This is a genomic window from Streptomyces sp. 3214.6, assembly GCF_900129855.1.
Taxonomy (GTDB): Bacteria; Actinomycetota; Actinomycetes; order Streptomycetales; family Streptomycetaceae; genus Streptomyces; species Streptomyces soliscabiei.
The window spans coordinates 510,589-537,247 of record NZ_LT670819.1; the positions used below are offsets into that span (position 1 = coordinate 510,589).

The window sequence follows — 26,659 nt, forward strand, 5'->3', positions numbered from 1 at the left end:
CCGCAGCGGGTCCGCGCCGACAAGGCGTATTCCTCTCGCGCCGTCCGCGTCCACCTGCGGCGGCGCCGGGTCGCCTGCACCATTCCTGCTGACCATGCCGGTCACCGGCGCAGGCGCGGCAGTCGTGGCGGCCGGCCGGCCGCCTTCTACCCGATCGACTACCGCGACCGGCATCGCCTACTGGTCGCGTTTGGGCCAGATCAGGCCCTGGTCGGTCCAGATGACACCCCTGTTGCGGCAGAGGCAGAAGGGGTGGCCGATGGGGTCGGTGTAGACGCGGAAACCGTAGCCGTCGGGGTCGATGCAGTCCCGCTGCAGGGTCGCGCCGAGGGCCAGGACGCGGCGCTGTTCGGCCTCGATGTCGTCGACTTCGAAGTCGAGATGGAACTGCTTGGGGTGCTCGCTGTCGGGCCACTGCGGGGCGTGGTAGTCCTCCACCTGGATGAAGGCCAGTTCGATCTCGCCGAACCGGATACCGGCCCAGTTCTCGTCACTGCCCTCCTTGACCGGGAGCCCCACCACCTCGGAGTAGAAGGCTGCCAGCTTCATGGTGTCCGGGCAATCGATGATGAAGTCGGTTAGTCGTAGCATCCCGCGATCTTGCCACAAGAACAAACGAGCCGGATCAGTCCGCCGGGCCGTTCCCCGCCCCTGCGGCGGGGTGCTGATCGGGCGGCCGTGGGCGGTAGCGCGTTCGCGCAGGTGTGGCCGGTGGCCTCCCAGCCGTGCCCGGCCAGCCCACCGGGTCGTCGGGCATCTCCGAGACCCACAGGGACGCCGCCGATCCCGGTACGGCGTCCGCGCCGAAGCGCTCGATTTCACCGTGCCCTGCGGCGGCCAGCGCGCCCGGCCGGTCCTCACGCAGATCCACCGCGACGATGATCCGCTCGCAGCGTGCGACGGCCCGCTCCCGGCGCAGCACTAAAGCCTTGAAGTCCAGTGGCGCGGCGGTGTCCTCCTCGAACAGCCGGGCAATCTCCCGCCCGGTCTCCGGCGCCTGAAGGCCGACTACGCCCGCAGGTACGTCGCCCGCGCCGGGACCGTTCGCTGTCGCCCGCTGATCGTCCGTGAGATCTCCCGGCCCCATGAAATGTGATCATTTCAGTATTCCAGCCATAGATCGTTATGCGTCTTGGCCTTGGGGTTGTCTGCCACTGGCGGAAACTCAGGTGGCCTCAGCGCACGCCCTGGATAGAGTCGGGCAATGCCCGAGCTGAAGCCGCTGCATGCCGGCCACGCCCCGGCGGTCCTGGCCTTCGAGCTGGCGAACCGCGCCTACTTCACTGCCTCGATCTCCGACCGCGGCGACGGCTTCTTCGACCAGTTCACCGACCGGTACAACGCCTCGCTGGCCGAGCAGGAAGCCGGCATCTGCGCCTTCTACGTACTCGTCGCCGAGGACGGCTCGGTGCTCGGCAGGTTCAACCTGTACGACCTGGAGGACGGCACTGCCAGACTCGGCTACCGGGTCGCGGAGCGGGTCGCCGGCCGCGGTGTGGCGACCGCGGCCGTCCGGGAGCTGTGCCGGGTGGCGACAGCGACGCACGGCCTGCGCACACTGCGGGCGGCCACCTCCCACGACAACGCCGCGTCCCAGAGAGTCTTGGCCAAGACCGGCTTCGTCCCGACGGGCCCTGCCACCCCGGCCGATCTCGGCGGCAAGCCAGGCACCTGGTACCGGTGCGACCTCAAGCCATAGACCTCGACCTTGCTCGTGGGTGGGCTGCGGAAAGGCTGCGGAAAGTCTGCGGCCATCGCCGATCACCGCCGTGCGAAGACCAACGATCTTGCGCTGGCCGCGGGTCCCACCCACCGACAACCTCACCAGGCGCACAACAGGGGGCGTTGGCCGGCAGGCGCGCGGCAGCCTGGCCAACGAAGGTGTATTTCGCGTCTTTCTCGCCGGCGAAGGTAACCAGCAGTGCGGTTTCGCCCTCTTTATGGGTGACCGACCTACGGGGGAAACGATGAATTGGTCCAGAGCCGTGGCCGTCTCGGCGGCCGGTCTCATGCTGTGCGGGTGCGCCACTGCGGCGAGCACGGCCGGAGCGGCACCGAGCACGGGCGCCTCCGCGCACAAGATCGCATCCACCGCCGCCAACAGTTCCAGGGCCCCGAGCAGGAAGCCCGATCTGATCCTCAACGGCCAGACCGATGCCCGCCCCGGGCAACTGGTCCACATGATGCTCTACGGCGTCAGCCATGCGCAGGGCGGCGACGCGGTGACCGCCCAGTCGCCCGCGTTGAGCGGGCCGGTACGCCTGCGATGGGAGGGCGACCACTACTGGGCCGTGGCGACCCTCAAGATGACGGACAAGCCCGGCTGGTATCCGCTGATGGTCGCTGTCCATGGTCACACCGTGGCCCACGACAGGATCCAGGTCGTACGATCCCAGCGGCCCTCCTTCACCCTGTCGGCATCGCAGGACGTGACCCGGCCGGGGGAGCCGGTGTGGATGGGATTCGACGACCTGTACCCCGGTGAGCGGGGCACCGACTTCACCGTGCGATCCGCGGCCCTGCCCCGGCCCGTGCGTCTCGTCCACGACCCGGATATGGACTTCTACAACCCGCGGGCCTTCTCGGCGCGGCCGGAGCTCAAGCCCGTCCTGGCGGACGGCACGTACACCTTCGAGCTGTACGGCCCGCACGGCCGCCGCATCGCCGAGAAGCGCCTGAAGGTCCGCGCGTCCCGGCCCGGCGACCGCGACTACCTGGGCAAGGCGTACGGCCCTGAGTTCTACGACCCGAGCCAGGGCTATTCGGGCGACACGCACAAGTTCCGGGTCGGCGCCGGGCGTCAGGTCGCGGTCATGTGGCACGACGAGTGCCCGGACCCGGGCGAGGAGACGCGGCTGACCGCCACCTCCCCGGCGTTCACCGGGACGGTCCACCTCCGCCACGACGACAGCAAGGGCGCCGACGGCGACGACCCGCGCTTCTTCGGCACGGCGACCGTCCGCTCCGATATCAAGCCCGGCCGCTACCCCGTGACGATCGTCGCCCATCACGGCCGGGTGAAGAAGACGGAGTACGTGACGGTGGTGGCGCGGTAGGCCTCCCAGCCACAGAACACCAGGCGCTCTCCGTCCCGTCGAGGTGAGAGGAAGTCAGTAGAGGGCTGGCGCTCGTGGTGCGCGCGGCGCCACCACCAGTTACGATCCGTCCTGTGGCCGTCGGCCTCTTCCCCACGTATGCCTTTCGACGGCGGGCGGTCCAGCGGCCGGTTCTTCCAACTGAGTTGGGAAGTCCGCCACGCGCTGGTGGCCCTCGCCGAACGCCCGCCGGTGGCAAGCCTCACATGTGGGGATACTTTCCGTCGGGCCCGCTGAGGCCGGTTTGCCGCAGTGGTCACTGAGGTGGGGCGCTCTGGCGGTGGCGCCGCGCGGCAACGGAATCGATCGTCGGCTGCACCCCGCTGCAACCGCTCGCCCCCTGTGGTCGTCTTGTGCGCTGACTGTGTACGAAACGGGCATGTGGGGGACGTTGTGACGCGGAACGTGACGAAGGCCGGTCTCATCGCGGCGGCCATGGTGACGCTGCTGGGGGCCTCGGCCTGCGGCGGGGAAGCCGGCGCGGCGGCCGGGAAGAGCGGCGGAACTCTCGCCGCACAGGGGAAGGGGGAGTCCGTGGGGCCCTCCGCAGACATGGCCTCGTCCGGCTCAGCGCCGACAACTCCCGGCGCCGTGGGGAAGTTGTCCGGGATTGCCCCGGCCGCGGCGTCGCCCATCACCCGGCACGTGCCGTGGAACCTGGACATTCTGGATCAGCGGTCGCGGCCGCTGAACGGGAAGTTCACCACCACCGCCACGGGCAAGGGCGTGCACGTCTATGTGATCGACACCGGGATGGACATCTCCCACAAGGAGTTCGGCGGACGCGCCCACCTCGGCGCGGACTTCGTGGGCCCCAAGGACTCCGGTGACTGCTTCAACGAGGAGGGGACCGGCCACGGTACGTTCGTCGCGGGCATCATCGGCGGGGCGAAGTACGGGGTGGCGCCCAAGGCGGAGCTCGTACGGGTGCAGGGCATCGTGTGCGAGAGCGAGGGCGGGGGCTCCCCGGCGGCGGCCGAGGCGGCCCTGGTGAAGTCGGTCAACTGGGTCACCGCGCACGCTCAGAAGCCTGCGGTGGTGAACATGTCGCTCAACCTCGACCACCGGTCGGCGGCCCTGGAGTCCGCCGTGAAGAAGATGGTCGACGCGGGGATCCCGACGGTGGTGTCGGCCGGCAACTTCCATGACGACGCCTGCAAGCACTCCCCCGCCGGCGTCCCGGGCACGATCGTCGTGGCGGCCTCCACCGCCAACGACCGCGCGTGGAGCGACGGGGGCTCCTACGGATCGGGTTACGGACGGTGCGTGGACCTGTACGCCCCCGGCCAGAAGGTGACCGCCGCCCTCGCCGGCGGTGGCACGGTCACGCAGAACGACGGGGCCACGTCCTGGGCCGCACCGCATGCGACCGGCGTGATCGCGCTGTACCTGTCGGCACACCCCCACGCCACCGCCAACGAGGTCCACGTCTGGCTCGACCACACGGCCACCCGCGGAGTCGTACACGATGTCCGCCCCGACACCCCCAACCGGCTGCTGAACACCGGCGGCCTCTGACCTGCCCCTGTCGCCCCGGTCGCACGGTCACCCAAACGCCCCGTCCCACTGAAACCCGGTGGGGCTGCTCGTACACGTGGGCACCGAAGATCGACCGGAAGTGTCCGAGGGGCGGCCGCTGCGAGGTCAGGACCGCAGGCCAGGAACCGAATTGACCGGCTCTCAGAACTTTTTGCCAATGTCATAAAGACCTGGTGTGTGTTTTCGGCTCTCTCGCTGTGTACGTTCTGTGCCCGGGGGAGCGAACATCACCGCCGCACGTCTGCCGCCGACCGTCCTGACCGTTGTCCGGCCGCGGACTGCCGCAGGCACGGGTGGTCGCAGATCTCGTATCTGCCCTGTCCGGCGTGCGAAGGAGTTGTTCCGTGGTGACGTCATCGGCCCGCGGAGCGGCGCCGCTTCCCGTGGCACGTCTGTCGCCGACGACCCCGACCCGGCGCACGCCCGGCGCCCCAGGGGCTGCGCGCGGCCGACCCACCGAACTGATTCCGACGCCTTCTCCTGATCCTGGAGGCCGTGTGGCCCGCCGTACCCCCGCCCGTCTCGTCGTGGCCGCGCTCGCGGTCCTCGCCGTGACCTCCGGTCCCTTCCCGATCGCCGCCCCGGCGGCCGCGGACGGGAGCACCGGCGCCCCTCCCCCGGCGGAGAAGGTCTTCCAGTCGGACCGCTACGTCCCACGCCGGGACCTCATCCACTCCGCCGGCCCGAGCGGTTATCTGCATGCCCAGGAGGGCCGTTCCGGCTTGCTGTGGACGTCGTACGGCACCGGTACGACGACCGAGCTGGGTGCCCTCTCGCAGTCCGCGATCCCCGGCAACCTCGGATCGTCCTCCGACGTCGTGACCGAGGTCGTCTCGCGTACCGGGAAGGTCGTCCTCAGGGACATGGCCGCCGGCACCACCACGGACGTCGCGATCACCCATGGCACGTACTGGGCCACCTACGGCACCCATGTGCTGACCCAGGCGCGGGACGCCGACGGAAACCGTGTGCTGTGGCTGTACGGCGCCGGCGCACCGGCCGACGGCACCCTCGTCGACGGCTGGCCGACCGGCCTCACCGCCAACTTCTCCGTCCTGGGCGGCGACAGCGACACGGCCGTCCTCAGCTACATACTCGGCAGCACGCGTCACCTGGCGCTGGTCGACCTGACCGGGGCGAAGGTCACCGCCGACGTGACGGTGGCCGCCGCGCCGACCACGGTCGCCCTGAGCGCCGACCGGCTGGTCTGGTACGCGTACGGCGCCACGGCGCACGTCCTGGACCGGGCCGACCTGTCCGCCCCCGAGACCACGGTCGCGCTGCCCGGCAAAGAGGGCACTCCCCAGCTGGGCGTCGCCGGCCGCTGGCTGGTGGTGGCCCGTTCCGTGCCGTCGCAGCCCGGCAACCTCGTCGACAAGTCCGGCGAGCCGCTGAGCGCCGTCCCCCTCGCGGGCGGCGACCCGGTCACCCTCCTCCGGCACGCGGGCACCTCGCTCACGCCGACCCCGGACGGCGGCCTGCTGGCCGTGGGCGGCGCGGACTCCGGCCACTGGGCGGTGCGCAAGGTCACCGACACGGGCGTGGACACGCCGACCCTGACGGAGGTGACCGCCGTCCCGCCGGTCGCCGCGAGGATCGACCACCTCTCCCTGCAGAACGGCACCCTGGCCACCGACGAGGCCGACAGCAGCTTCCTGAACGCCTACTACACCCGCCCGGTCTCCGCCGACGGCACACCGGGCGCGCCGGTCTTTCGGACCTCGAAGCACCAGCAGGCCGGCCCCTACGCCACCGGTGACGGCCGCGCGGTGGAATTCGTCGCCGACGCCAACCCCTACGTCGGTTCGTCCGTGGCCTCCATCGACCGCTCCGACACGGCGGGCGCCTTCTACCTTCCCTCGGCCTCCGGCAGCGTCCTGGACATCACCGGTCGCTACGCGGTCGTCAACGGCTCCTCCCCCGCCCGGCAGTACGTGGGCGACCTCGGCGTCTACACCGACCTTCGGCCCATCGTCACGCGTTCCGTCACGGCCGCCTCGGTGTGGGGAACCGAGCTGTGGACACCGGGCGCCACCGCCGGCACGGTCACCGCCAAGGACCTCAAGACCGGCAAGGCGACCGCCACCGTGAGCACCGGCGCCCCCTGCGTCCCCCAGGAGCTCCAGGTCGTGGGCCGCTGGATCTACTGGTCGTGCGGCCCCGGGGCCGCGGCCGGAGTCTGGGACCGTACGGCGAAGAAGAACATCCCCATGCCGTCCGGTGAGGCGCTGCTCGGCGACGGCTACCTCGTGCGCCACGACACCTCGGCCGGGGTGCTCCTGCTCACCGCCTTCGCCGACGGCACGGCCGTCACCCGCAAGATCGGCGACCTCGCGGCGGGCGACTCCAGCCTGCGCGGGGTGGCCTGGACGGTGGACAAGTTCGGCGGGCCCGTGGCTTACGTCGACGCCTCCCGCCGCGTCCACCTGGTGCCCAGCGGGGCCGCCACCCAGCCGCTCGGCGTCATCGAGTCCGACGCGACCGACAACGCCGCCGAGAGCAGTGCGGCCACCGCCCCGTGGTGGCAGTGGCGCGGGCTGCTCTCCAAGCCCGCCGCCTCCTGGACGGCCACACTCACAAGCAAGGCCTCGGGCCAGGTGGTCCGTACGTTCACCGGCGGCGAGGTGGACGGCGCGCTCACCGCGCGATGGACCCTGCGTGACACGGCGGGCGCCCTCGTGCCCAACGGCACGTACACCTTCAAGCTCACCGCCCCGCCCGCCGACGGCTACGGTCCACCGCTGACCGTGTCCCGCACGGTGTCCGTGTCCACCGGATCCGCCGTACTCCACGATTTCACCAGCAGCGGCTCCCGGGCGCCCGACGGCATCGGCGACGCCCTGACCCTCTCCGCGTCCGGGGTGATCGGTTACCGACCCGGCAACGGGGCGGGCGCCTTCAACGCGGCGATATCCGCCTCGGGTTGGCCGTCCACGGTGACCCTCGTCCCCTTCGGAGACCTGAACGGCGACCGCCAGGGCGACATCCTCGTCCGGTTCGGCACCGGCGAGCTGCGCGTGTACCGGCCCCTGCGCGGTCAGGCCTTCACCCCCGGCGCACCGCACACCTCCCTGGGCACCGGCTGGGGCCAGTACAACGTGCTGACCTCGCCCGGCGACATCACGGGCGACGGCCTGGCGGACCTGATCACCCGCAAGTCGTCGACGGGTGAGGTATTCCTCTACAAGGGCACGAGCACGGGAAAGCTGTCGGGGCGCGTCCGCATCGCGCCGAACTGGTCGGCGTACAAGAAGATCGTGGGCGTCGGCGACTTCGACGGCGACGGTCGCGGCGACCTCCTCGTCCAGGACAGGGCCAACACCCTGTGGCGCTACCCCGGCAACGGCACCGGCGGCTTCGCCGCTGGCGTGAAGGTTGCCGTCGGCTGGGGGGTGTCGTACAACGTCGTGGCCGGCGTCGGCGACATCACCGGCGACGGCAGGGCCGACATCATCGCTCGCGACACCTCGGGCAACGTCTGGCGCTACTCCGGCAACGGGAAGGGATCGTTCGGCGCCCCCGTGAAGATCGCCACGGGGTGGGGGGCGTTCAAGGGCGTCTTCTGATGCGCCGCAGCATGACGAAGCTCCGATCGACGCTGGAGACCTGGCCGGCCACCGGCGTCGAACGGATCTTGGCTTGGGTTCGTGCGCCGAGGGTCGTACGAGGACCGGCGATCAGGCTCGGCCGGTGATCACGGCCGGCCCGGCGGTTGAGTGCGTGCCGCCCGTCGACGATCTGGCGCTGGGCCACGACCGCGCCCCTCGCGTGCGGGTCGATCTCCCGGCAGTCGGTCCACTCGGTGAGCGGCACCACGGCCTCCGCCCCGGCGGCCTCCGCATGGGCTCACCACCGTCCGGAGCGGGGGGCGCGTGTCCAAGCCACAGCATGCCTTCCCCTGAGTGGCCCGGAGCAGGCCGCCCTGGCCTGGGGTGAGCGCCGCTGCTCCGGAAGGTTCAGCGCGGAGGAGGCCTGATGACGACCTCCCCAACTCGGGAGACATCAACTCCCTGTTGCGGAGTGCTCCCGCAGAAACCCTTTCGCCCCCGAGGGGTCGCCCATGAGCGCCGGTCCGGTCGGGCCGAAGGCGACCGGATACAGTGCGCGAGATGGCAGCCTGGTCACGGAGGGAAGCATGACCAACACCAGCAACACCCGGCCCGCCGAGGGTGAAGCGCATGCTCCGCGGCAGAGCCGACTGCACCGCCTTATGCGCTACATCCCCCTGATCGCCCCCGTCCTGCTGTGGGCCGTGCCCTGCTGGGTGCTCCTGTATGGCGGCCAGCACTGGCCGCTGCCTGTCACGCTGGTCGGCACCGCCCTGTTCGCCCTCGGCCTCATCGGTATGCCGCTCGCGATGGTGCGCGGCCACGGCCGGCGCCAGCAGGACTGGGCGGCGATCATCGGCGACACCCTGCTGGGCAGCAGCTGGGTCCTGTTCACGTGGTCCGTTCTGCTCGGCGTCCTGTTGCGGCTCGCCCTGACCGTGGCCGGCGTCGAGGACGGTCAGGGCCGGGCCCGCGTCGTCACCTGGACCGTCCTCGGCGTGACCGTCGCACTACTCGCCTGGGGGTACGCCGAGGCCCGCCGCGTGCCACGTGTGCGTCGACTCGACGTGCAACTCCCGCGGCTGGGTGCCGGGTTGGACGGCACCCGCGTCGTCCTCATCACCGACACCCACTACGGCCCCCTCGATCGCGCTCGCTGGTCGGCACGGGTATGCGAGACGGTGAACACTCTGGAAGCCGATCTGGTCTGCCACACCGGCGACATCGCGGACGGCACGGCCCAACGCCGCCGCGCCCAGGCCGCCCCGCTCGGAACCGTGCGGGCCTCCCGGGCCCGGGTATACGTCACCGGCAACCACGAGTACTACACCGAGGCCCAGGGCTGGGTCGACCTGATGGACGAGCTGGGCTGGGAACCGCTGCGCAACCGCCATCTGCTGCTCGAACGCGGAGGGGACACCCTCGTGGTCGCCGGCGTGGATGACGTCACCGCCGAGTCCTCCGGCCTGGCAGGCCACCGCGCCCACCTCGCCGGAGCCTTGAACGGCGCCGACCCCGACCTACCCGTCCTGCTCTTGGCACACCAGCCCAAGTTCGTCGACCGGGCGGCATCCGCAGGCATCGACCTCCAACTGTCCGGCCACACCCACGGCGGCCAGATCTGGCCCTTCCACCACCTGGTCCGCATCGACCAGCCCGTCGTCGCCGGCCTCAGCCACCACGGCACCCGCACCTTCCTCTACACCAGCCGCGGCACCGGCTTCTGGGGCCCGCCGTTCCGCGTCTTCGCCCCCAGCGAGATCACCCTGCTCGTGCTCCGCTCCCCGCACCCGCCCACCTCGCCGTAGCCCTGGGCGGGCCGTTTCATACAGCCGCAACGCCTCGGGCGTGAGCGAGAAGAAAGGGCTCGAGTTCATTGCGCGGGACGACGGTGGCGGACACGTCACCGCAGGCGGTTACCGTGGCCGATCGCGGTCCGGCATCCACGGCCGCTCCCTCGTGCGGCGCGGTGAGCCGACCGGCCGCCCGGCCCGTGGCCGGCCACGATGGCGCGCGCAACGACGGCCCCGCCGGGCGACGGCGGCCGGCCACGTGCCGGGCGGTCCGGTCGATCCCTCCGTCGATCCGGCCGTTCAGCTCCGATCGGCGAGGGCATCCCTGAGGAAGTGGCCGCCCTGTCTGATCGCCGCCACGGCAGCGGGGCTGTCCCGCAGCGGAATCAGGGACACGAAGTCATGCACGGTCCCCAGGTAGCGGACGGCGGTCACCGGGACGCCGGCCTGTCGCAGCAGGCGGGCGTACTGTTCGCCCTCGTCCCGTACGATGTCCGCCTCCGCCGTCACGATCAGGGCGGGAGGCAGTCCCGCGAGGTCCGCCGTGGTTGCGCGCATGGGCGAGGCCGTCGGCTCGGCGAGTTCGCTCGCGTCGTCGGTGTACTGGTCCCAGTACCAGTCCAGAGCCTCACGCGTCAGGAGGTAGCCGGAATCGAACTCGTCCCGCGACGGGGTGGCGGAGTGCGGGTCGGTCATCGGGTAGTAGAGCAGCTGTGCGCGGATGCGGGCGCCGCCTCGCTGCTTGGCCATCATGGTGAGCGCCGCGGCCATGGTCGCGCCCGCGCAGTCGCCGGCCAGCGCCAGCCTGCCGCCGTCCAGATCCAGGGCGTCGGCCTGCTCCAGCACCGCGGTCAGGATCGCGTACGACTCCTCCAGGGCGACCGGGTAGCGGGCCTCCGGGGTGCGGGTGTACTCGGGCACCACGAAGGCGGCGCCGCTCGTGGCCGTCAGCTCGCCTATCAAGTGCGCGTGGGTTCGGGCGTCGCCCAGCATCCACCGTCCGCCGTGCAGGTACACGACGACGGGAAGAGGGCCGGTCGGCCGCGTCGGCCGGAACAACCAGAAGCCGACGAGCCCGCGGGGACCCACCGGCGCCACCCGGAACTCGGCGTCCAGACCGAAGCCGTCGAATGTGTGGCCCTGAATCTCCAGCAGTGCCTGCCGTCCGTCGGCCGGTCCGAGCTGGTGCAGGTAGGGCGGGGCGGCGCAGGCGTCGACGAGCCGCTGCGCCAGGGGGTCGAGGACGACAGCAGGGCGTTCTGACCCGCCTCGGCCCTCTGCGGGCTCGGAATTCAACGGCTCACCTTTCCCTTCTCTCGTCACAGCCGGACCGCTGGAGCAGCCCCGCCAGCGCGCCCCGCCAGCGCGCCCCGTCGTGGGATCACAGATCGTCGAACAGGTCGCGGAGCTGGTTGCGGCTGCTGACGCCCAGCTTCGGATAGACGTTGTAGAGGTGGGTGCTGACCGTACGCGGGGAGATCATCAGCTGCTCCGCTATCTCCCGGTTGCGCAGCCCTCGTGCCGCCAGCCTTACGATCTGGCACTGCTGGGCGGTCAGTTCCGCCAGCGGGTCGGCCTGGGCGGGGGCGGTGGTGGCCACGCCGGTCGCCCGCAACTCGGCGCGGGCCTCCTCGGCCAGGACGGACGCGCCGAGCCGGGTGAACGTCTCCAGCGCGGTGGCCAGGAGGGGGCGGGCGTCCAGGGGGCGCCGCTGTCTGCGCAGCCACTGCGCGTAGTGGAGTCTCGCCTGCGCCCGGGCCAGTGGCCACTGATCGCCTACCGGGTTCACCGTGGCGAGCCGGAAATGGTGTTCGGCGTCCTTCGGGTCGCCGGCCAGCGCGGCGGCGTGGTGCATCAGCAGCGTCATCCGGGTCGTCGGGCGCTCCCCCATCGCGGCGCGCACCACCTCCAGGACGTGTGCCGCCTCCTCCTGGCGGCCCGTCCGCTGGGCGGCCGCGGCGAGATCGGCGACCGAGCGGGGGGACAGGAAGTAGTGCAGCGCCGTGCCGTCCTCGCCGAACAGGGACCGGAAGTGCCGGAACGCGGCGTCGAAGTCGCCGGACGACATGGCGGAGGTACCGGCGGCCCGCAGGAGTCGTGCATGGGTGGCGCGGTTCTCCTCCAGTGCGACTGCCGTCCATGCCTGGTCCGCCGGCATGGACGCGGGTTCGCCGCGCAGGGCGCGCAGGATCGCCCGCAGCGCCTCGGTGTCGATCTGCAGATGCCTCCACTTGTGAACCGCCGCCAGCGCCGCGGTCTTCTCCAGGTGCTGGTCGGCCTCCGTCCACCGGCCGGTGTCGATCAACGTCGCGGCCATCGGCATGCACGTGGGCGCGGCGGAGCCCATGGCACCGTACGCGCTGAGCACGGGGTAGACCCGGCGGAAGGACTCCACGCACAGATCGGACTCGTCGGCGTAGTAGGCAACCGCGCCTACGGCCATGCCCCGGGTCATCTCGGCGATGTCGAGCGACGGCTGTGGCGAGCCCGGTCGTCGGCGGACGCCACACAACAACTGTGTGGCAGCGGTCGGGTCGGCCCCGGCCAGGGTCGCGGCCAGCACCGCATCACTGGCATCGGTCGTCTTCAGCTCGGCGTAGGCGGTGTCGCGGCCCCCGCCCCGTACTCCGCTCAGCAGCGAGGTTATCGGGTGCCTGACCTCGGGCAGGCCTGACTGGAACCCGACCGCGTTGAGCACGCTTGTCAGAGCGAGCACCGTCATGGCGTCCCCGGGCGGATTCGGCTCCAGCGCACTCATCAGCACCTGGAACCCCTGCCGCTGGTGACCGAACAGCGACAGGGCCATGCCCGCGGCGCAGGCCGCCATGCCCAGCAGGTCCCGGTCCTCGGTGAGCGCTGTGATCTTGTCGTAGAGTTCGCCGACCCACGAGGGGTCGCCGGCGTTCTGGGCGGCCCTCAGCGCCTTCGCGTAGCGGCGCGCCCGGTCGGCGGTCGCGGGGCTGCACTCGGCTGACCGTTGCAGGGCCGCGCCCGCCGCGAAGAACCCGCCGAGTCGTTCGGCCAGTTCGGCGGTGTCCTCCAAGGCCGCGGCCACGGACTCGTCCTGGCCGATGCATGCTGCGGCCAGGTGCCAGGCCCGGCGGGCCGGGTCGGCCGTGAGGGACGCGGCCAGGTCCCGGTGCACCTGCTGCCGGAGATAGGCGGGCGCCGTGTGGTAGGAACCCGCGCGGGCCAACGGGTGGCGGAAGACCACCCGCCCGTCCACGACGGTCACGAGGCCGGCTTCCTCGGCCGGGGCCCATGCCCAGAGATCCGACCCGGCGCCCGCGGCCGCCATGATCGTGTCAAGGTCTTCGTACTGCGACGCCGCCGCGTAAAGGACCAGTCGCCGGGTCATGTCCGGCAGGCCGCGCAGGCGGGCGGAGTACAACTGCTGGATGCGCTCGGTCTGCGGCAGTCCGCCGCCGCCGGGCAGTACTCCCACGCCGCCCGTTCCGGCCGCACGGCACAGTTCGATGATGGCCAGCGGATTTCCGCGGGCCTGGCGCAGCAGTTCGATCCGCGTCCGGCCGGTGGGAACGTGCGGCTGCGCGTCCACGAGTTCGGCCGCGGCCCGTTCGGTCAGCGGCCCCAACAGCATGGTGGGCAGGGCCTCCGGAACCCCCTCGGGGGGTGTCTGCCCGCGTGCCGCCAGCAGCACTGGCACGTCGGCGGCGGTGAGGCGGCGCATCACGAAGCTGAGGACCTCCAAGGAGTCCCGGTCGAAGTGCTGAACGTCGTCGATCGTCAGCACGACACGCTGCCGCCGGGAGACCTCGGTCAGCAGCGTCAGGACCGCGACACGCAGCTGCATGGGGTCGGACGGTCCCTCCACGGGCGCGATGCCGAACGCCGTCTCGAGTGCGTTGCGCAGATGCTCGGCCAGCGTGGCGGCCTCGTGCAGAACGGGCAGGAGCAACTGGTGCAGGGACGCGAAGGACTGTCGCGACTCGGCCTCCGTGCCCTGGCACGCCAGCACGAGCGCTCCGCTGTCCCGAGCGTGGTCGACGGCGACCGCCAGCAGCCTCGACTTGCCCGTGCCGGCCTCGCCGAGCAGGATCAGCGTCCGCGGTTCGCCAGGGCCCTCGACGATTCGCAGAAGGCGAGCGATCTCGTCCTGCCGGCCCAAGGGGGACATATGTGGTTCGAACGACCGCATGGTGCTGCGCCTAGCCCCCGTGCCGGGCCACGGTCGCCGCGTCGGCGCAGGGTATCCGGGGAACATCCTTGAACGGTTCGGCCACGATGTTCTCCCCTGTCCTTGTGCGCATCTCCCCTGCCAGTCACGACAGCGAGGCAGACGGCAGACATTTTGCCATCCATCTCGTGCGGGGCAGCACGGTCCCAGGACCACGGGCGCGGGCGCACCGGCTGCGGCTGCGGCTGCCCGTCACGGCCGGCGCGCTGGAGCGGGAGCACAGGCCGCTGCTCACGTGTGACGGGTGCTGGCCTGCCATTCCCGGGGTGACATGCCGTAGGCAGTGCGAAAGACCCGGGAGAAGTGGGAAGCGCTCACAAAACCCCAGCGCTGCGCAACCGCGGACACGGTCGGCGCCGTCCCCGAAGGCCGTGACAGATCACCTCGGCACCTCTCCAGGCGCTCGCGGTGGATCCAACGGCCTACCGTGATCCCTTCCGAGCGGAAGAGGTTGTGGAGGTACCGGACCGATATGTGGTGCGCGACCGCGATCCTCTCCGGTGAGAGCTCGGAGTCGGCCAGGTTCCGAAGGATGTACGCCTTGACTCGTGCCAGCATGCCCCGGGCCGTGTCCGAAGCCTGAGGGTCCAGTCGGCCCTGGCGTTCGCGCACCATCACCGTCAGCAGATCCACGGCGGTCATCGCGAGTCGCCGCCCCGTGGACGAGTCGAATGCGGCCGCGTGGTCGGCCAGGCGTGCCAGATATCCGGCGACGAGTCCGGACGTACCGGAACTGCCGCTGAACAAAGTTCCGGTGATCGTCCGCAGCTCGGTGTCCGACATGCCCAGCTCCTTCTTCGGCACACCGAACCAGGTGAAACGAAAGTCGTCGGGATGCTCTCTCGTGAAGGGCCGTCCCGTGTCAGTGCAGGTGAAGGTTCCGGGCTTGGCCACAACCTGGCGTCCGTCCTGGCTGAGCCTCGCCGTACCCCGCTGCTGCAAGGTGACGGTCAGGTACTCCTCGCCGCCCTGGGCGATCAGGCGTCTGTGGCGCGAAACCGTCTGGGGGCCGGCCCCGACCACGGAGATCCGCAAGGGGCCGAGCCGCGCGCTGCTGATCGTCCCCACCGAGCGTTCACGCTCGTGAAGCGTCACGTCCAGCGGTATGAATGTGTTGGAGACCAGGCTGTGCCAGTAATCCGCCCGTTCGGAAGGCGAGAACGGCACGGTGGGGACTACGACGGACATCATGACTCCTCGTCAGGGTCGTGCAGGCCGGGGAGCCCTGGCGGGACATCGGTGGCAGCCGGGGCGAAGACGACTGTCTCCTGCATTCACTCTCGGCTTCTCGGCCGCCGGTGCCATCCGTCATGTGACGTACGGTCCGCGCGGTTCGCCGATTCCTCTTGCGTGGTCACGGTCCGGCACTCGCACTGGACTGGCTAGGACCTGTCCGGGCGACCGTGACCGGCTCCGAGCCGGGACAGTCGTGGTGGAGAGGGCCGGGCGGTGGCCCGCCCATGCACTGCCGGGCCGCCTGCCGTGCGCTGACGGTCAATCTTTCTTCCGGGCTCCTCCTAGCCTGACCGCGGCGGCCTCATGATCCGGACCGCCGCGCGGAACCGAGTCAGGAGCAGCATGTCCAGCCAACCGAGACACCCTGGACGCCGCCGAGCCGCCGTGGCTCTGGCAGCGGTCGGCGCCCTGGCCGTCGTACTGACCGCGTGCACGAGCGACGACAAGTCAGGAGGCGCCACCGGCAGCGATCCGCTCGCCAGTACCCCGCCGGACGCGAGTACGTCGGCACCGTCAGTGGCCCCGGCCCGGCCCTCCTCGTCCCCCGCGACGACCGCACCGTCCACTCGCTGCCGTACCGCAGACCTGCGCGCCTCCATCGGCCCGAACCGTCCCGGAGCCGGTCAGGAGAACTTCGCCGTCGTCCTGACGAACAACTCGACCCGCACCTGCACGGTCTACGGCTTTCCCGGCATCGCCTTCGTCGACGGCGGCGGGGAGGCGGTCACGCCGGACCCCGGGCGGGCCGTCGGCCAGGAGGAGCCGACGGTGACGCTGAAGCCCGGTGCCAGTGCGTGGTCGGCGCTGACGTTCGCCAATCCGGCGGCCACCGGCGTGACCACCGTGACCCCTGCGGCCGTCCTCGTCACCCCTCCCGACGAGACCGCGTCGATCAAGGTGGCCTGGAGCGGCGACAAGGTCTCCAACACGGGCAAGGCGTCGGTTCCGCAGGTGAGCCCGCTCAGGCCGGGCGACGGCGGTTGACCTCGGCAGCATCCGCGTCGGCACCGGTCGACGGCGTGAGCGGGCGGGCCGCGCCCTCGACCAGCTCCAAGGCGGCATCCGGCCGGCCAGACCACCGTGCGCTCGACCAACCGACGGCCGCGCGCCTGCAGCCGGCATCACCGCTTCCGCGCTGGCTTCGACCTCTTGGGCGGACCGGCCGACAGTCACGACGACGCTCGGGTAACTGGCCTTCGTCACCCGAGGGACGGTCACCCGCCTTCCAAGGATCTGTCGCGCACCCATCCGGCCTGCCTCATTCCCAAGACCTGGGGCATCGGAGCCCACCCGCCAGTCGCCGTGGGCGGAGTTCAGCAGGGTCAGTGGCGGGCCCCCGCCGCTGCCTCAGCGGACAGGTGCAGCGGCGCACCGGTCTTCGCCCGAACCTCTTCCTCGGTAACGCCCGGAGCGAGAGCCCGCAATCGCAGGCCATCCCTGCTCACGTCGATGGTGGCGAGATCGGTGATGATGCGATCGACCACGCCGGCGGCGGTCAGCGGCAGCGTGCAGTCGTCGACGATCTTCGGACTTCCGTCCTTGGCGACGTGGTCGGTGAGCACGACGATCCGACGGGCCCCGACCACGAGGTCCATGGCGCCGCCCATGCCCTTCACGAGGGCGCCGGGGATGGTCCAGTTCGCGAGGTCGCCCCTCGCGCTCACCTGGAGGGCTCCCAGGATGGCGATGTCGATGTGACCGCCGCGGATCATGCCGAAGGACGTCGCCGAGTCGAAGTAACTCGCTCCGGGGTTGACGGTGACCGTCTGCTTGCCCGCGTTGATGACGTCGGCGTCCTCTTCGCCCTCCCAGGGGAACGGGCCGAGGCCGAGGATGCCGTTCTCGCTCTGCAAGGTCACCTGGACGCCGTCGGGAATGTGGTTGGCCACGAGGGTCGGGATCCCGATGCCGAGGTTCACGTAGTCGCCGTCGTTGAGTTCGGCGGCCGCGACCGCGGCCATCTCGTCGCGTGTCCGGGGCACGAGTTGTCTCTCCTATGCTTCGACGGTCACGCGGGAACGGACCGTGCGCTGTTCGATTTCCCTGGTCCGCTTGCGCGCGACCACCAGACGGCTGACGTAGACGCCGGGGGTGGTGACCGATTCGGGGTCGATGAACTCCTCGGTGAGGTGCTCGGCCTCGGCGACGGTCACCCGGCCGCAGGTGGCCACGAGGGGGTTGAAGTTGCGTGCGGCGGCCCGGTACGTCAGGTTGCCCGCCCGGTCGGCGGTGTGGGCGTGCACGAGTGCGAGGTCGGCGACGATCGCGCGCTCCTGGACGTGGACGTGTCCGTCGAACTCGGCGTGCGGCTTGCCCTCGGCGACGGGTGTACCCACGCCGGCCCTGGTGTAGAAGGCCGGGATGCCCGCCCCACCGGCGCACATGCGCTCGGCGAGCGTGCCCTGCGGCGCGAACTCCACATCGAGAACCTTGTCCAGGTACTGCTGGGCGAACAGCTTGTTCTCGCCGACGTAGGAGGCGATCACCTTGGTCACCTGACGGTTCTCCAGCAGCAGACCGAGGCCCTTGCCGTCGACCCCCATGTTGTTGGACACGACCGTCAGCCCCGTGACCCCGCTGTCCCGTACGACCTCGATGAGGTCGTACGGAACGCCGCAGAGACCGAACCCGCCGACGGCGATCGTCATCCCATCGGTCAGTACGTCGGCCAAGGCCTCTTCCGCGGTCGCGCGCAGCTTGATCAACTCGTCCACCTCCCATCCGATGCGTTCACTGTCCGAGCGGCAGAGTCAACTCTCGCGCGCCTCTGACATGCAAGGAATGGCGCCCCTGGCGGGGAAAACCGGTTGGCGGGCGAGCAGGGACCCCACACAGCGTCCACTGAGTGAACGTACGATGAGGGCATGGACGCGACCCCGGCGGCTCACCTCGTCGGCAGGATGGGCGCGCTGCTGCGCGCGCTGTCGACGGTCAACGAGGCCGGTGCGGGCACTGCCGAGCTGGCGAGAGCGACAAGCCTGCCGAGGCCGACCGTGCACCGGCTGCTCGTCTCGTTGGCGGAGGAGGGATTCGTCGACCGCGATCGACGCAGTGGGCGTTGGTTCCTCGGCCCCGAGCTGTATCTGCTCGGCGGGGTGGCCGGCATTCGCTACGACATCACCCGCCAGGCACGTGAGAGCGTGCACCGGCTCGCGGCGGTGACGGGAGAGAGCGCGTTCTTCTCGGCCCGGCGGGGTGACGAGACGGTGTGCCTGCTGCGTGAGGACGGGGACTTTCCGATCCGCTCCTTCGTGCTGTACGAGGGCGCGCGCTTCCCGCTCGGAGTCGTATCGGCGGGCCTGGCGGTCCTGTCGTTCCTCGACGACACCGAGATCGACGCCTATCTCGCCGACGGTTACCTGGCCGACCGGTGGGGTCCGGCACACGCGCCGGACGCGGTGCGCGAGCGGATCGCGCAGACCCGGATCGACGGCTACGCCGTGAACCCCGGACTCGTCGTGGAAGGCAGTTGGGGCATGGCGGCAGCGGTGTTCGACCGTGCCGGGCAGCCCGCGTGGGCGTTGACCGTGACGGGGGTGGAGACCAGGTTCCGCGCCGAGCGCAGACCTGAACTCGGCGCGCTCCTCCTGCGCGAGGCGCACGCGCTCGGCCGCAGGCTGAACACCGGCACCGGTGGCCGACGCTGACCGGCGCGGACGTCGGGAACTGATGTCGGCTGCGGCCCGCGGCCGCCGGTCACTTCGGCGGAGGCATCGCGGCTGCTGTCGAACGGGGGCGCGAAGGCCCGAGCCCCGTTCACTCCGGTACCTGGCACCCGACACCCGACAGCCCGAACGCACCGGCCGGAGCGCCGTGGAGGTGGAGCCGATCTAGGCTGGAAGCAGCCGCTGGAAACCAGGGCTGACGGGCACGGCTGTCCGGACGGAGGCCTGGCACGTGGAAATGGCCGACAGGCAGGATGCCCCCACTGCCGCTGTCGTGGTGGACCGAGGCGGCCTGGTGAGCGGCTGGAGCGAGGCAGGGCGGCTGCTCCTGGGCTGGACGGCGGAGGACACCGTCGGCCGCCCCGTGGCCGATCTGCTGGTCGACCCCCCGCCGCCCGGCTTCCCCGAGGGCTACGGCACGGGCCCCGACCCCACGGGGTTCATGCCCCTGCGCCACCGGGACGGTTCCACGATGGACGCCATGGTGGCGGCTCACCCGCTGTTCGGCCCCGGCGAGCGGGTAGTGGGTCACGTGCTGACCATCCAGCGCTGGGGACGCCGCCCGGTGATCGCCGACCGGGCCTTCGAGCAGTGCCCCTTCGCTCTGGGCGTCTACGACCCTGAGCTGCGGTTCCTGTGGATCAACGCCTCCTCCGGCCGGGTGATCGCGCACTCCGAGGAGCAGGTGCTCGGCAGGAAGTACCGCGAGGTGCTTCCCGAATTCGACCGCACGCTGTTTCCCGAAAGGGACGACAAGCCCTACACCGATGCGCTGGCCGAAGTGGCGAGGACGGGCGAGCCCACGCGTCTCATCACCGTCTTCCGCCCGCTCGGCAGCAACTACGCCAACGCCTGGGCCACCAGTATCTGGCCCGTCCGGGATGCCGAGGGCACGGTCCGCGCGGTCGCCAACTGGGGATTCGACATGAGCGCCGAGTACTGGGCCCGGCAGCGCCTGCTCATCCTCAACAAGGCCAGCGGCGGCATCGGCCGGACACTCGACGTGATCGGCACCGCCCAGGAACTGGCCGGGACCCCGGTGCCGGGATTCGCCGACCTCGTCAGCGTGGATCTCCTCGACGAGGTGCTGCGCGGAGAGGAACCGCCCTCCGTGTCCGCCTTCGCCCCCGGCGAGGACATCTCGCTCAGCCGTGCCGCCCAGCACAGCGCGAAGGAGGACACCGACCGGGCTCCCGGGCCCCCGACACCGGTCCGTCACACGGCTGGATCCGTCGCCGCCCGCTGCATGACCACCGGCAGGTCCACGGTGGAACTCGCCGCTGAGCCCGGCGAGGGCGGCGAATGGGCCTTCGGGCCCGGACTCGCCGCCGACCCGGCCCACTGGCCGCCGGGCAATCCGGTGATCGACGAGTCCCTCGCCGCGGACGGGCTGACCGGCCGGATCACCGTGCCGCTCCGTGCGCGTGGCGCGCTGCTCGGCGTCGTCGCCTTCTCCCGCCTCGACCGGCCAGAGGCCTTCACCGCCGACGACCTGATCCTCGCCGAAGAGCTGACCGCCAAGGCAGCCGTCGCCATCGACAACGCCCGCCGGTACTCGCGCGAGCGCACGACCGCGCTGACCCTGCAACGCACCCTGCTGCCGCAGGGACTGCCGAACCAGGAGGCGGTCGAGGTGGCAACCCGCTACCTGCCCGCCGGGACCGGCGCGGAAGTGGGCGGCGACTGGTTCGACGTCATTCCGCTGTCCGGCGCCCGGGTCGCCCTGGTCGTCGGCGATGTCGTCGGCCACGGCCTGCACGCTTCGGCCAGCATGGGCCGACTGCGTACGGCGGTCCGCACCCTCGCCGACGTCGACCTGCCACCCGACGAGCTGTTGACCCACCTCGACGACCTGGTCCTCCACCTCGCCAGCGACCTCCAGTCCACCGGACATTTCCAGCCGACCGGCGAGACCGGCGCCACCTGCCTGTACACCGTCTACGACCCGGTCGCCCGCCGCCTCACGCTGGCCAGCGCCGGCCATCCCCTGCCGCTGGTCATCTCCCCGGACGGCACCAGGACCCCGGTACCCTCCCATCCGGGACCGCCACTCGGCATCGGCGGGCTGCCCTTCGAAGCCACCGAGCTCGAGCTGCCCGAGAACAGCCTGCTCGCCCTCTACACCGACGGACTGCTGGAAAGCCGCGAGCGCGACGTCGATACGGGGATCGTCGAACTGCAGCGGGTCCTGAACCACTCGGCCACCTCGCTGGAAGCACTGTGCGACACAGTGATCAGCGCCATGCTCCCTGATCACCGCACCGACGACGCCGCCCTGCTGCTCGCTCGCACGCACGCGCTGGATCCCCACCACGTCGCCGACTGGGACGTCGAGCCCGACACCGCGCAGGTGCCGCGCGCCAGGAAGTTCGCCGTCGACCAGGTGGACGCCTGGGGCCTGGAGGAGGCGTCATTCGTCACCGAACTGGTCGTCAGCGAGCTGGTCACCAACGCCATCAGATACGGCGAGCCGCCGATCAAGCTGCGGCTGATCCGCGACACCTCCCTGATCTGCGAGGTCTCCGACGCCAGCAACACCGCCCCGCACCTGCGCCGGGCCCGCGCCTTCGACGAGGGCGGCCGGGGCCTGCTGCTCGTCGCCCAGCTCACCCAGGGGTGGGGCACCCGGCACACGACCAACGGCAAGACGATCTGGTGCGCGCAGAACCTCCCCCGGCCTGAGCCGCACTGAGCACCACACCCGGGCCGACGATGCACGGTCGCTGCGTGGGCCGGCCCCCACAGCGTTGCCCCTGGCAGCCGCTGTCGCCGTCATCCCACTCCTGGTTCACCAGCCTGTCGGCAGACCGGCGATGAAAGGGGTGAGCCGGTCGGCGATGAGACGGTCGTCGTGGGCGGAGTAGTGCCAGTCGCAGCCGAGGAAGTCCAGGCCCGTCTCGTCGAGGGACCAGTAGCGGACCCGGCTGTCGCCGGCGTCGTTGCGCCCCTTGACCACCTGCTGGACATGAGCGGCGTACTGACCGGCGCCCACCGCCACGATGGTCGTGTCGGCCCCGTAGCGCGTGCGCAGCTTCTGGATGAAGTCGCCGTAGGCGCTGCGGTAGGCGGCCGCGAGGCTGTCGGGCGTCCACGGCTCACCGGGGTTGATGGCGGTCGAGAAGTCGTTGGTGCCGAGGTTCACGACCACGACCTGGGGGCGCCACGTGCCCGGGTTCTGCCAGACGTCGCCGGGCACGTTCAGCAGGGCACGGTCGTAGAAGCTCCGGTACGTGACGTCCGTCCGGCCTCCGTTGTAGTTGCGCACCATGCCAAGGCCCGAGTAGCCGTTGATCTGGTAGTCGGCGTTCAGTCGCCGGGCGGTGAGGGCGCCGTAGCTCACATCGGAGTTGGTGCTTCGCTTGAGCTGGTCCGAGGTGCAGGTGCGGGAGTTCGACAGGTTGCCGTAGCCGACCGTGAGGGAGTCGCCGATGAACTCGATCTGACGGCTGCGGGCGGCCGGTCTGCTCAGTACGGCACCTCCGGGCGCGGCGACGAAGCCCCCGAACGTGCTGGTGTCCCCCGGAGTGTCGTTGCGCTTGACGAGCCGGACGGTGTGCGTGCTGTTGGACAGGCCGTTGATCCAGCGCGTGGTGTTGCCGGGCGTGACGAGCGTGGCCACGGTGGCGCCGTCGATCTGGACGTCGTAGTCGGCGGCCGGGTCGTTGAGCACCATGCCCACGCCGGTGCCGCTGACGCGGCCCTCGAAGTACACGCCGGGCCAGCTGTACTGCGCCGTGTTCCCGGCGTCCTTGACCCGTCCCGCGGTGTGCACCTGCGCCAGCACTCCCGTCGAGCCGACGCGGACCAGTTGCCACTGCTGGTTGACCCCGCCCCTGTCGGTGAACTGCACGACCTTGGCGCCGTCCGCGGTGGAGGCGTTCTCCACCTCGACGGCCTTGCCGCTGTTGCGGTTGATCAGCCGGACATAGCCGTCCGACGAATCGACCGGCCGGAACTGTTGGTTGGCGCTGTTGGCGTCGCGCCACTGCACGACGTCCGCGTGATCGGCCGTGGAGTGGTTGAGGACGTCCAGCACCTTGCCGGAGTGCTGCGCCCTCAGCCGGTAGTAACCGCCGCCCGAATCGACCAACTGGAACCGCTGGTTGGCGCCGTCGTGACGGGTCCACTGCGAAAGGCCCGCCCCGTCGGCCGTGCTCGCGCCTGCCACGTCGAGCGCCTTTCCGCTGCCACGGTTGACCAGTACGTACCACGCGCTCGTGTCCACGGTGGCCGCCTGTGCCGTCCCAGCAACGCCAAGTCCGGTCGACAGCGCCACCATCAGGGCGGTCACCGCGCCGAGCACCCCCGTACGCCTTCCGCGTCTCCGCCACGGAACCCTGAATGTCATGTCATATGCGTGCCCTTCATCGGTGTCTCGTCCACTGAGAGCGTCAGCCCGCTCCCCTCGGGGCGCCAGACAGAACCCGGCCGCATCGAGATCCGATCCAGTGACCGGCACCGCCGTTGCAGATCACCTGCGAGCGGCGGGCGTCGCCCGATTCAACCGCCGGTTCCCCGACACCTGGGTCCACCACCTCGACGCCGGCAACCCGGGCCGGGCGAGCCCGCGCACCCTGACCCGCGCCGGGTCAAGGGCCGGAGCGGTCCTCCACCTTCTCGAAGAAGAACTCGTGTTTGAGGAAGGAGACGTCGTACTCATGACCGGACTGAGGCGGCAGCAGTTGGGAGGCCTGGAACAGGCGCCACCCGTCGTGCAGCGCGGCAAGCCCTGTGGGATAGGGCGGTTCGTCGCTGTCGCCGGTCGTCGGACGGGTCCGGCCGGTCCCGTCGTATCGGGACCAGCCCACGACGTCGGAGTCCAGCGCCGACGTGGCGAGATAGAGGACCAGAACCTGCTGCCTCATGCGTGACTCCTCAGGGTCGGCCGGTTGCTGACACGCGTGACCCAGTACTCGACATCGAACGAGTCGTCACCGGTCAGGGCCCGCCACAACAGGACCCGGTTGTAGATCTCCAGTCGGGCCGTGGCCTGCTCGTACCAGGGGAAGTAGGCATTGAGTTCGGCTGTCACCGCAGGGTCGTCCAGGTCGGAGAGGTCCCACAGACGCACCTGCGGCACGGTCGGATTGAGGCGGAGCTTGTACATGTAGCGGCGGCCCGCGGTGTCGTTGCGGCGGCCACCGTGCCAGATGCCGTGGTGCACGAGAACGACGGTGCCTGCCGGGCAGGTCAGACGGGTCTGCCCCCTGAGGTTCTGGACGCGGCCTACGTCCGTCTCGTTGATCCTGCGCAGATGGCTTCCGGGCACGCTGAGGGTGCCGCCCATCTCGGCGGTCACCTTGTGCGGGTAGTACATGAGCTGGATGTCGAACGCATCCGGCCGTACGTCGATGATCGCGTCTGCGTGGAGCGGCTGCGCCTGTCCCTCGTGCGGCTCGCGCACATGCACCGCCTGGTGGTCGACGGTAGGCGCGCGGCCGACCAGGCTCTGGACAGCGCCTGCGACGACCGGCAGGGCGAGCAGCTCGTGGACGAAGGTATCCCGCGCGAACGCCTTCCCCAGCGGAGTGCCGTAGGCCACTTCCGGCAGGCCCTCGGTCAAGGCCGCGACGGCCCGTTCATTGATCTCCTGCGGCACCACCCCGTCCAGGCGCAGGAATCCCTGCGCGACGAAGCGCGCCACCTGAACCGATGTCAGGAGTTGCTTGCTGGTTGACATGCGACGAACGTACGTGCCCTGTCCGGATCGGTCGTGGGCTGAATTCGTCCAGTGCTGGTAATTTTCCGTCCTCGTGAAACACGCAACACTGCGGCTCGACGAGGCACCCACCGTGGTCGCCGCCGGCATCGGGGTACACGGCGTCTCCACCGCCCACGACGTCTTCCGGCTGCCCGACCTCTGGCAGCTGCACCTCTACAACTACGAGGGTGCCCTATCCCTCGGGCCGTCGGTCCACCCCATACGCCCCGGCCACGTCAGCCTGGTGCCGCCGAACACGGAGGTGCACTTTCACTACCGGGGCAGATCGGAGCACTTCTACGTCCATCTGCGGCTGCACGACCGCGGAACCGCGCGGGTGGTGCCGGTGATGCAGGACGCCGCCGCCGAGAGCACACGCCTGGCCGACCTGCTTCGACACGCCGTGACAGCCATGCCGACTTCTCCCCCGCGAGCCACGGCCGAGGTCTGGACCGCTCTGTGGCGCATCGCCGCGTTGCCGAGGGGCGAGGGAGCCGGGCGCCGCCACCCCTTCGTGGCCGCCGCACAGGCGTACGTCGAGGAACACCTGGCCGGCCCACTGTCCGTACCGGACGTCGCTCACGCCGTCGGAATCTCCCACACACACCTGACGCGCGTGTTCCGTGCCGAAACCGGTCTCACGGTCGTGTCGTACATCCGGCACCGACGCCTTCAACGCGCCCGCCATCTCCTGTTGTCCTCCACTCTGTCCATCACCGCCATCGCCGCGGCGGTGGGCATCGCGGACCTCCAGGCCTTCAACAAGGCCTGCCGCCGTGAACTCGGCGCGAGCCCACGTGACGTACGTGCGGACGCCGTCCCTGCGGGGCTGGACCGCCCAGAACCGTAAGCGGTGCCGACGGACAGCTGTCGCCGGACAACTGACACCGGTCAGGCGCTCACGTCCTCGGTGCCGTCGTGGTGGCCGGCATCGGAGGGCTTCAGGGATCAGCGAAGTAGGCTCCCGCCTATGGGTGCGTTCTTACCGTTCCTGATCTTGGTTGCGATCCTCGCAGTGGTCCTGGGCTTCTTTGCGTGGCTGGCATCTCGTATTCGTCGCCGGGGCCTCGCGGGCAGCGCCATGGGTGCAGCCTTGGCCTCGTATGAGGAGGCGTTCCGTACCACGGCTCACGAATCTCACGTTGAGATCCGAGCTCAAGCGGAGCGCAAGGCGCCGATCCCGTTGCCTGACGATCACTGGGGGCGAACCCCTGGCGAAGCCGGTCCTGCAGGAGCAGCGGATCGCCAGCCGCTTCGGCCGCGTTCTCGCCGGTCACGACGGGGCCCTGGCCGCTGGGTCGATCGGCTGAGGCGCGGTCGTTGACCAGTGGACACAGTGTGGGTGGTTGCGGAAGTAGCGGTTGCGCCAGCAAGGAACGACACATGCCATTCGTACGAATCGATCTCATCCGCGGACGCCGTCCGGACGAGCTGAGGGCGATCGCCGACGCGACGCACCGGGCGCTCGTGGACGTGCTGGACATCCCCGAGCGGGACACGTTCCAGGTCATCACCGAGCACGACGCGGACCACATCATCGCCCTCGACGCGGGCCTCGGCTTCGAGCGAACCGACCGCCTGGTGATGATCCAGATCTTCACCCAGTCGGGGCGCACCACCGAGGTCAAGCAACGCGTCTTTCAGGCCATCGCCGAGCAGTTGGACCCCCTCGGCGTCAGCGGTGAGGACGTCTTCATCGGCATTGTCGAAAACGGCCCTCAGGACTGGTCGTTCGGCTTCGGACGCGCCCAGTACACCGAGGGCGAGCTGGCCGTCCCCGGCCGCTGACACCGTCCGCCCTGCGATCGGCCGAAGGTGTGCGCCCGCCCACGGGCCCACTTGGAGGTCGACGTGGAACTGTCCGACCGGCGGAGCTTCCATGGA

Annotated in this window: 20 protein-coding genes and 1 pseudogene; 10 read left to right on the plus strand and 11 right to left on the minus strand. The window is 70.5% G+C overall.

What is annotated here, in order from left to right; genetic code table 11:
• Positions 1 to 177 precede the first annotated feature (177 nt).
• Positions 178 to 591 carry a VOC family protein gene (locus B5557_RS02150; RefSeq protein ID WP_079657497.1) on the minus strand — a complete coding sequence of 138 codons (414 nt, stop codon included), beginning with the start codon at positions 589 to 591 and terminating at the stop codon, positions 178 to 180.
• A pseudogene (locus B5557_RS02155) lies at positions 579 to 979 on the minus strand (class I SAM-dependent methyltransferase); the annotation flags it as partial. The gene B5557_RS02150 and the pseudogene B5557_RS02155, both read right to left, overlap by 13 nt.
• A 225-nt stretch (positions 980 to 1,204) precedes the next feature.
• Here B5557_RS02155 and B5557_RS02160 point away from each other — a divergent pair.
• From B5557_RS02160 to B5557_RS02175, 4 genes are all read left to right on the plus strand, one after another.
• Positions 1,205 to 1,699 (plus strand): GNAT family N-acetyltransferase, encoded by a 495-nt coding sequence (locus tag B5557_RS02160; RefSeq protein ID WP_079657498.1) that lies wholly within the window; start codon positions 1,205 to 1,207, stop codon positions 1,697 to 1,699.
• Positions 1,700 to 1,967: 268 nt separating this feature from the next.
• Positions 1,968 to 3,056, plus strand: a complete 1,089-nt coding sequence (locus B5557_RS02165; protein WP_079657499.1) for a hypothetical protein — start codon at positions 1,968 to 1,970, stop codon at positions 3,054 to 3,056.
• A 432-nt stretch (positions 3,057 to 3,488) separates the two neighbouring features.
• Positions 3,489 to 4,613: a S8 family peptidase gene (locus B5557_RS02170; protein ID WP_231976219.1), complete on the plus strand. Its 1,125-nt coding sequence runs from the start codon at positions 3,489 to 3,491 to the stop codon at positions 4,611 to 4,613.
• A gap of 518 nt (positions 4,614 to 5,131) precedes the next feature.
• On the plus strand, positions 5,132 to 8,200 hold the full coding sequence (locus tag B5557_RS02175) for an FG-GAP-like repeat-containing protein (RefSeq protein ID WP_079657501.1): 3,069 nt from the start codon (positions 5,132 to 5,134) through the stop codon (positions 8,198 to 8,200).
• On the opposite strand, the gene B5557_RS44725 is transcribed toward B5557_RS02175, so the two are convergent.
• Positions 8,184 to 8,447 carry a hypothetical protein gene (locus B5557_RS44725; protein ID WP_231976220.1) on the minus strand — a complete coding sequence of 88 codons (264 nt, stop codon included), beginning with the start codon at positions 8,445 to 8,447 and terminating at the stop codon, positions 8,184 to 8,186. The genes B5557_RS02175 and B5557_RS44725 overlap by 17 nt on opposite strands.
• A 322-nt stretch (positions 8,448 to 8,769) precedes the next feature.
• On the opposite strand from B5557_RS44725, the gene B5557_RS02185 reads away from it, so the two are divergent.
• On the plus strand, positions 8,770 to 9,990 hold the full coding sequence (locus B5557_RS02185) for a metallophosphoesterase (protein WP_079657503.1): 1,221 nt from the start codon (positions 8,770 to 8,772) through the stop codon (positions 9,988 to 9,990).
• A 285-nt stretch (positions 9,991 to 10,275) separates the two neighbouring features.
• Here B5557_RS02185 and B5557_RS02190 read toward each other — a convergent pair whose 3' ends face one another.
• The 3 genes from B5557_RS02190 to B5557_RS02200 form a co-directional block, all read right to left on the minus strand.
• Positions 10,276 to 11,271, minus strand: coding sequence for an alpha/beta hydrolase (locus tag B5557_RS02190; protein WP_079657504.1), 996 nt, complete (start codon positions 11,269 to 11,271; stop codon positions 10,276 to 10,278).
• A gap of 85 nt (positions 11,272 to 11,356) precedes the next feature.
• Positions 11,357 to 14,113 (minus strand): helix-turn-helix transcriptional regulator, encoded by a 2,757-nt coding sequence (locus B5557_RS02195; RefSeq protein ID WP_231976221.1) that lies wholly within the window; start codon positions 14,111 to 14,113, stop codon positions 11,357 to 11,359.
• A 291-nt stretch (positions 14,114 to 14,404) separates the two neighbouring features.
• A complete protein-coding gene (locus tag B5557_RS02200) occupies positions 14,405 to 15,364 on the minus strand; it encodes a helix-turn-helix domain-containing protein (protein WP_173877629.1) in 960 nt (319 codons plus the stop codon).
• Positions 15,365 to 15,751: 387 nt separating this feature from the next.
• On the opposite strand from B5557_RS02200, the gene B5557_RS02205 reads away from it, so the two are divergent.
• Positions 15,752 to 16,393 carry a DUF4232 domain-containing protein gene (locus B5557_RS02205; RefSeq protein WP_079657505.1) on the plus strand — a complete coding sequence of 214 codons (642 nt, stop codon included), beginning with the start codon at positions 15,752 to 15,754 and terminating at the stop codon, positions 16,391 to 16,393.
• Positions 16,394 to 16,731: 338 nt separating this feature from the next.
• Here the strand turns inward: B5557_RS02205 and B5557_RS02210 are convergent, their stop codons facing one another.
• Positions 16,732 to 17,370: a 3-oxoacid CoA-transferase subunit B gene (locus B5557_RS02210; protein ID WP_079664538.1), complete on the minus strand. Its 639-nt coding sequence runs from the start codon at positions 17,368 to 17,370 to the stop codon at positions 16,732 to 16,734.
• A gap of 33 nt (positions 17,371 to 17,403) precedes the next feature.
• Complete coding sequence (locus tag B5557_RS02215; RefSeq protein WP_079664537.1) at positions 17,404 to 18,114, minus strand: CoA transferase subunit A; 711 nt, start codon at positions 18,112 to 18,114, stop codon at positions 17,404 to 17,406.
• 159 nt (positions 18,115 to 18,273) lie between these two features.
• On the opposite strand from B5557_RS02215, the gene B5557_RS02220 reads away from it, so the two are divergent.
• Together B5557_RS02220 and B5557_RS02225 are read left to right on the plus strand one after the other, a co-directional pair.
• Positions 18,274 to 19,056, plus strand: coding sequence for an IclR family transcriptional regulator (locus B5557_RS02220; protein WP_079657506.1), 783 nt, complete (start codon positions 18,274 to 18,276; stop codon positions 19,054 to 19,056).
• 256 nt (positions 19,057 to 19,312) lie between these two features.
• Complete coding sequence (locus B5557_RS02225) at positions 19,313 to 21,766, plus strand: ATP-binding SpoIIE family protein phosphatase (protein WP_231976222.1); 2,454 nt, start codon at positions 19,313 to 19,315, stop codon at positions 21,764 to 21,766.
• 96 nt (positions 21,767 to 21,862) lie between these two features.
• Here the strand turns inward: B5557_RS02225 and B5557_RS02230 are convergent, their stop codons facing one another.
• From B5557_RS02230 to B5557_RS02240, 3 genes are all read right to left on the minus strand, one after another.
• Entirely contained in the window at positions 21,863 to 23,422 is a 1,560-nt protein-coding gene (locus tag B5557_RS02230; protein WP_443031330.1) for an RICIN domain-containing protein, read from the minus strand.
• Positions 23,423 to 23,663: 241 nt separating this feature from the next.
• Complete coding sequence (locus tag B5557_RS02235; RefSeq protein WP_079657508.1) at positions 23,664 to 23,939, minus strand: hypothetical protein; 276 nt, start codon at positions 23,937 to 23,939, stop codon at positions 23,664 to 23,666.
• A complete protein-coding gene (locus B5557_RS02240; RefSeq protein ID WP_173877630.1) occupies positions 23,936 to 24,754 on the minus strand; it encodes a phytanoyl-CoA dioxygenase family protein in 819 nt (272 codons plus the stop codon). Before B5557_RS02240 ends, B5557_RS02235 begins: the two co-directional genes overlap by 4 nt.
• Positions 24,755 to 24,827: 73 nt before the next feature.
• Here B5557_RS02240 and B5557_RS02245 point away from each other — a divergent pair, with 73 nt between their 5' ends.
• Positions 24,828 to 25,625, plus strand: coding sequence for an AraC family transcriptional regulator (locus B5557_RS02245; RefSeq protein WP_079657510.1), 798 nt, complete (start codon positions 24,828 to 24,830; stop codon positions 25,623 to 25,625).
• A 533-nt stretch (positions 25,626 to 26,158) separates the two neighbouring features.
• Positions 26,159 to 26,563: a tautomerase family protein gene (locus tag B5557_RS02255; RefSeq protein WP_079657512.1), complete on the plus strand. Its 405-nt coding sequence runs from the start codon at positions 26,159 to 26,161 to the stop codon at positions 26,561 to 26,563.
• Positions 26,564 to 26,659: the final 96 nt, after the last annotated feature.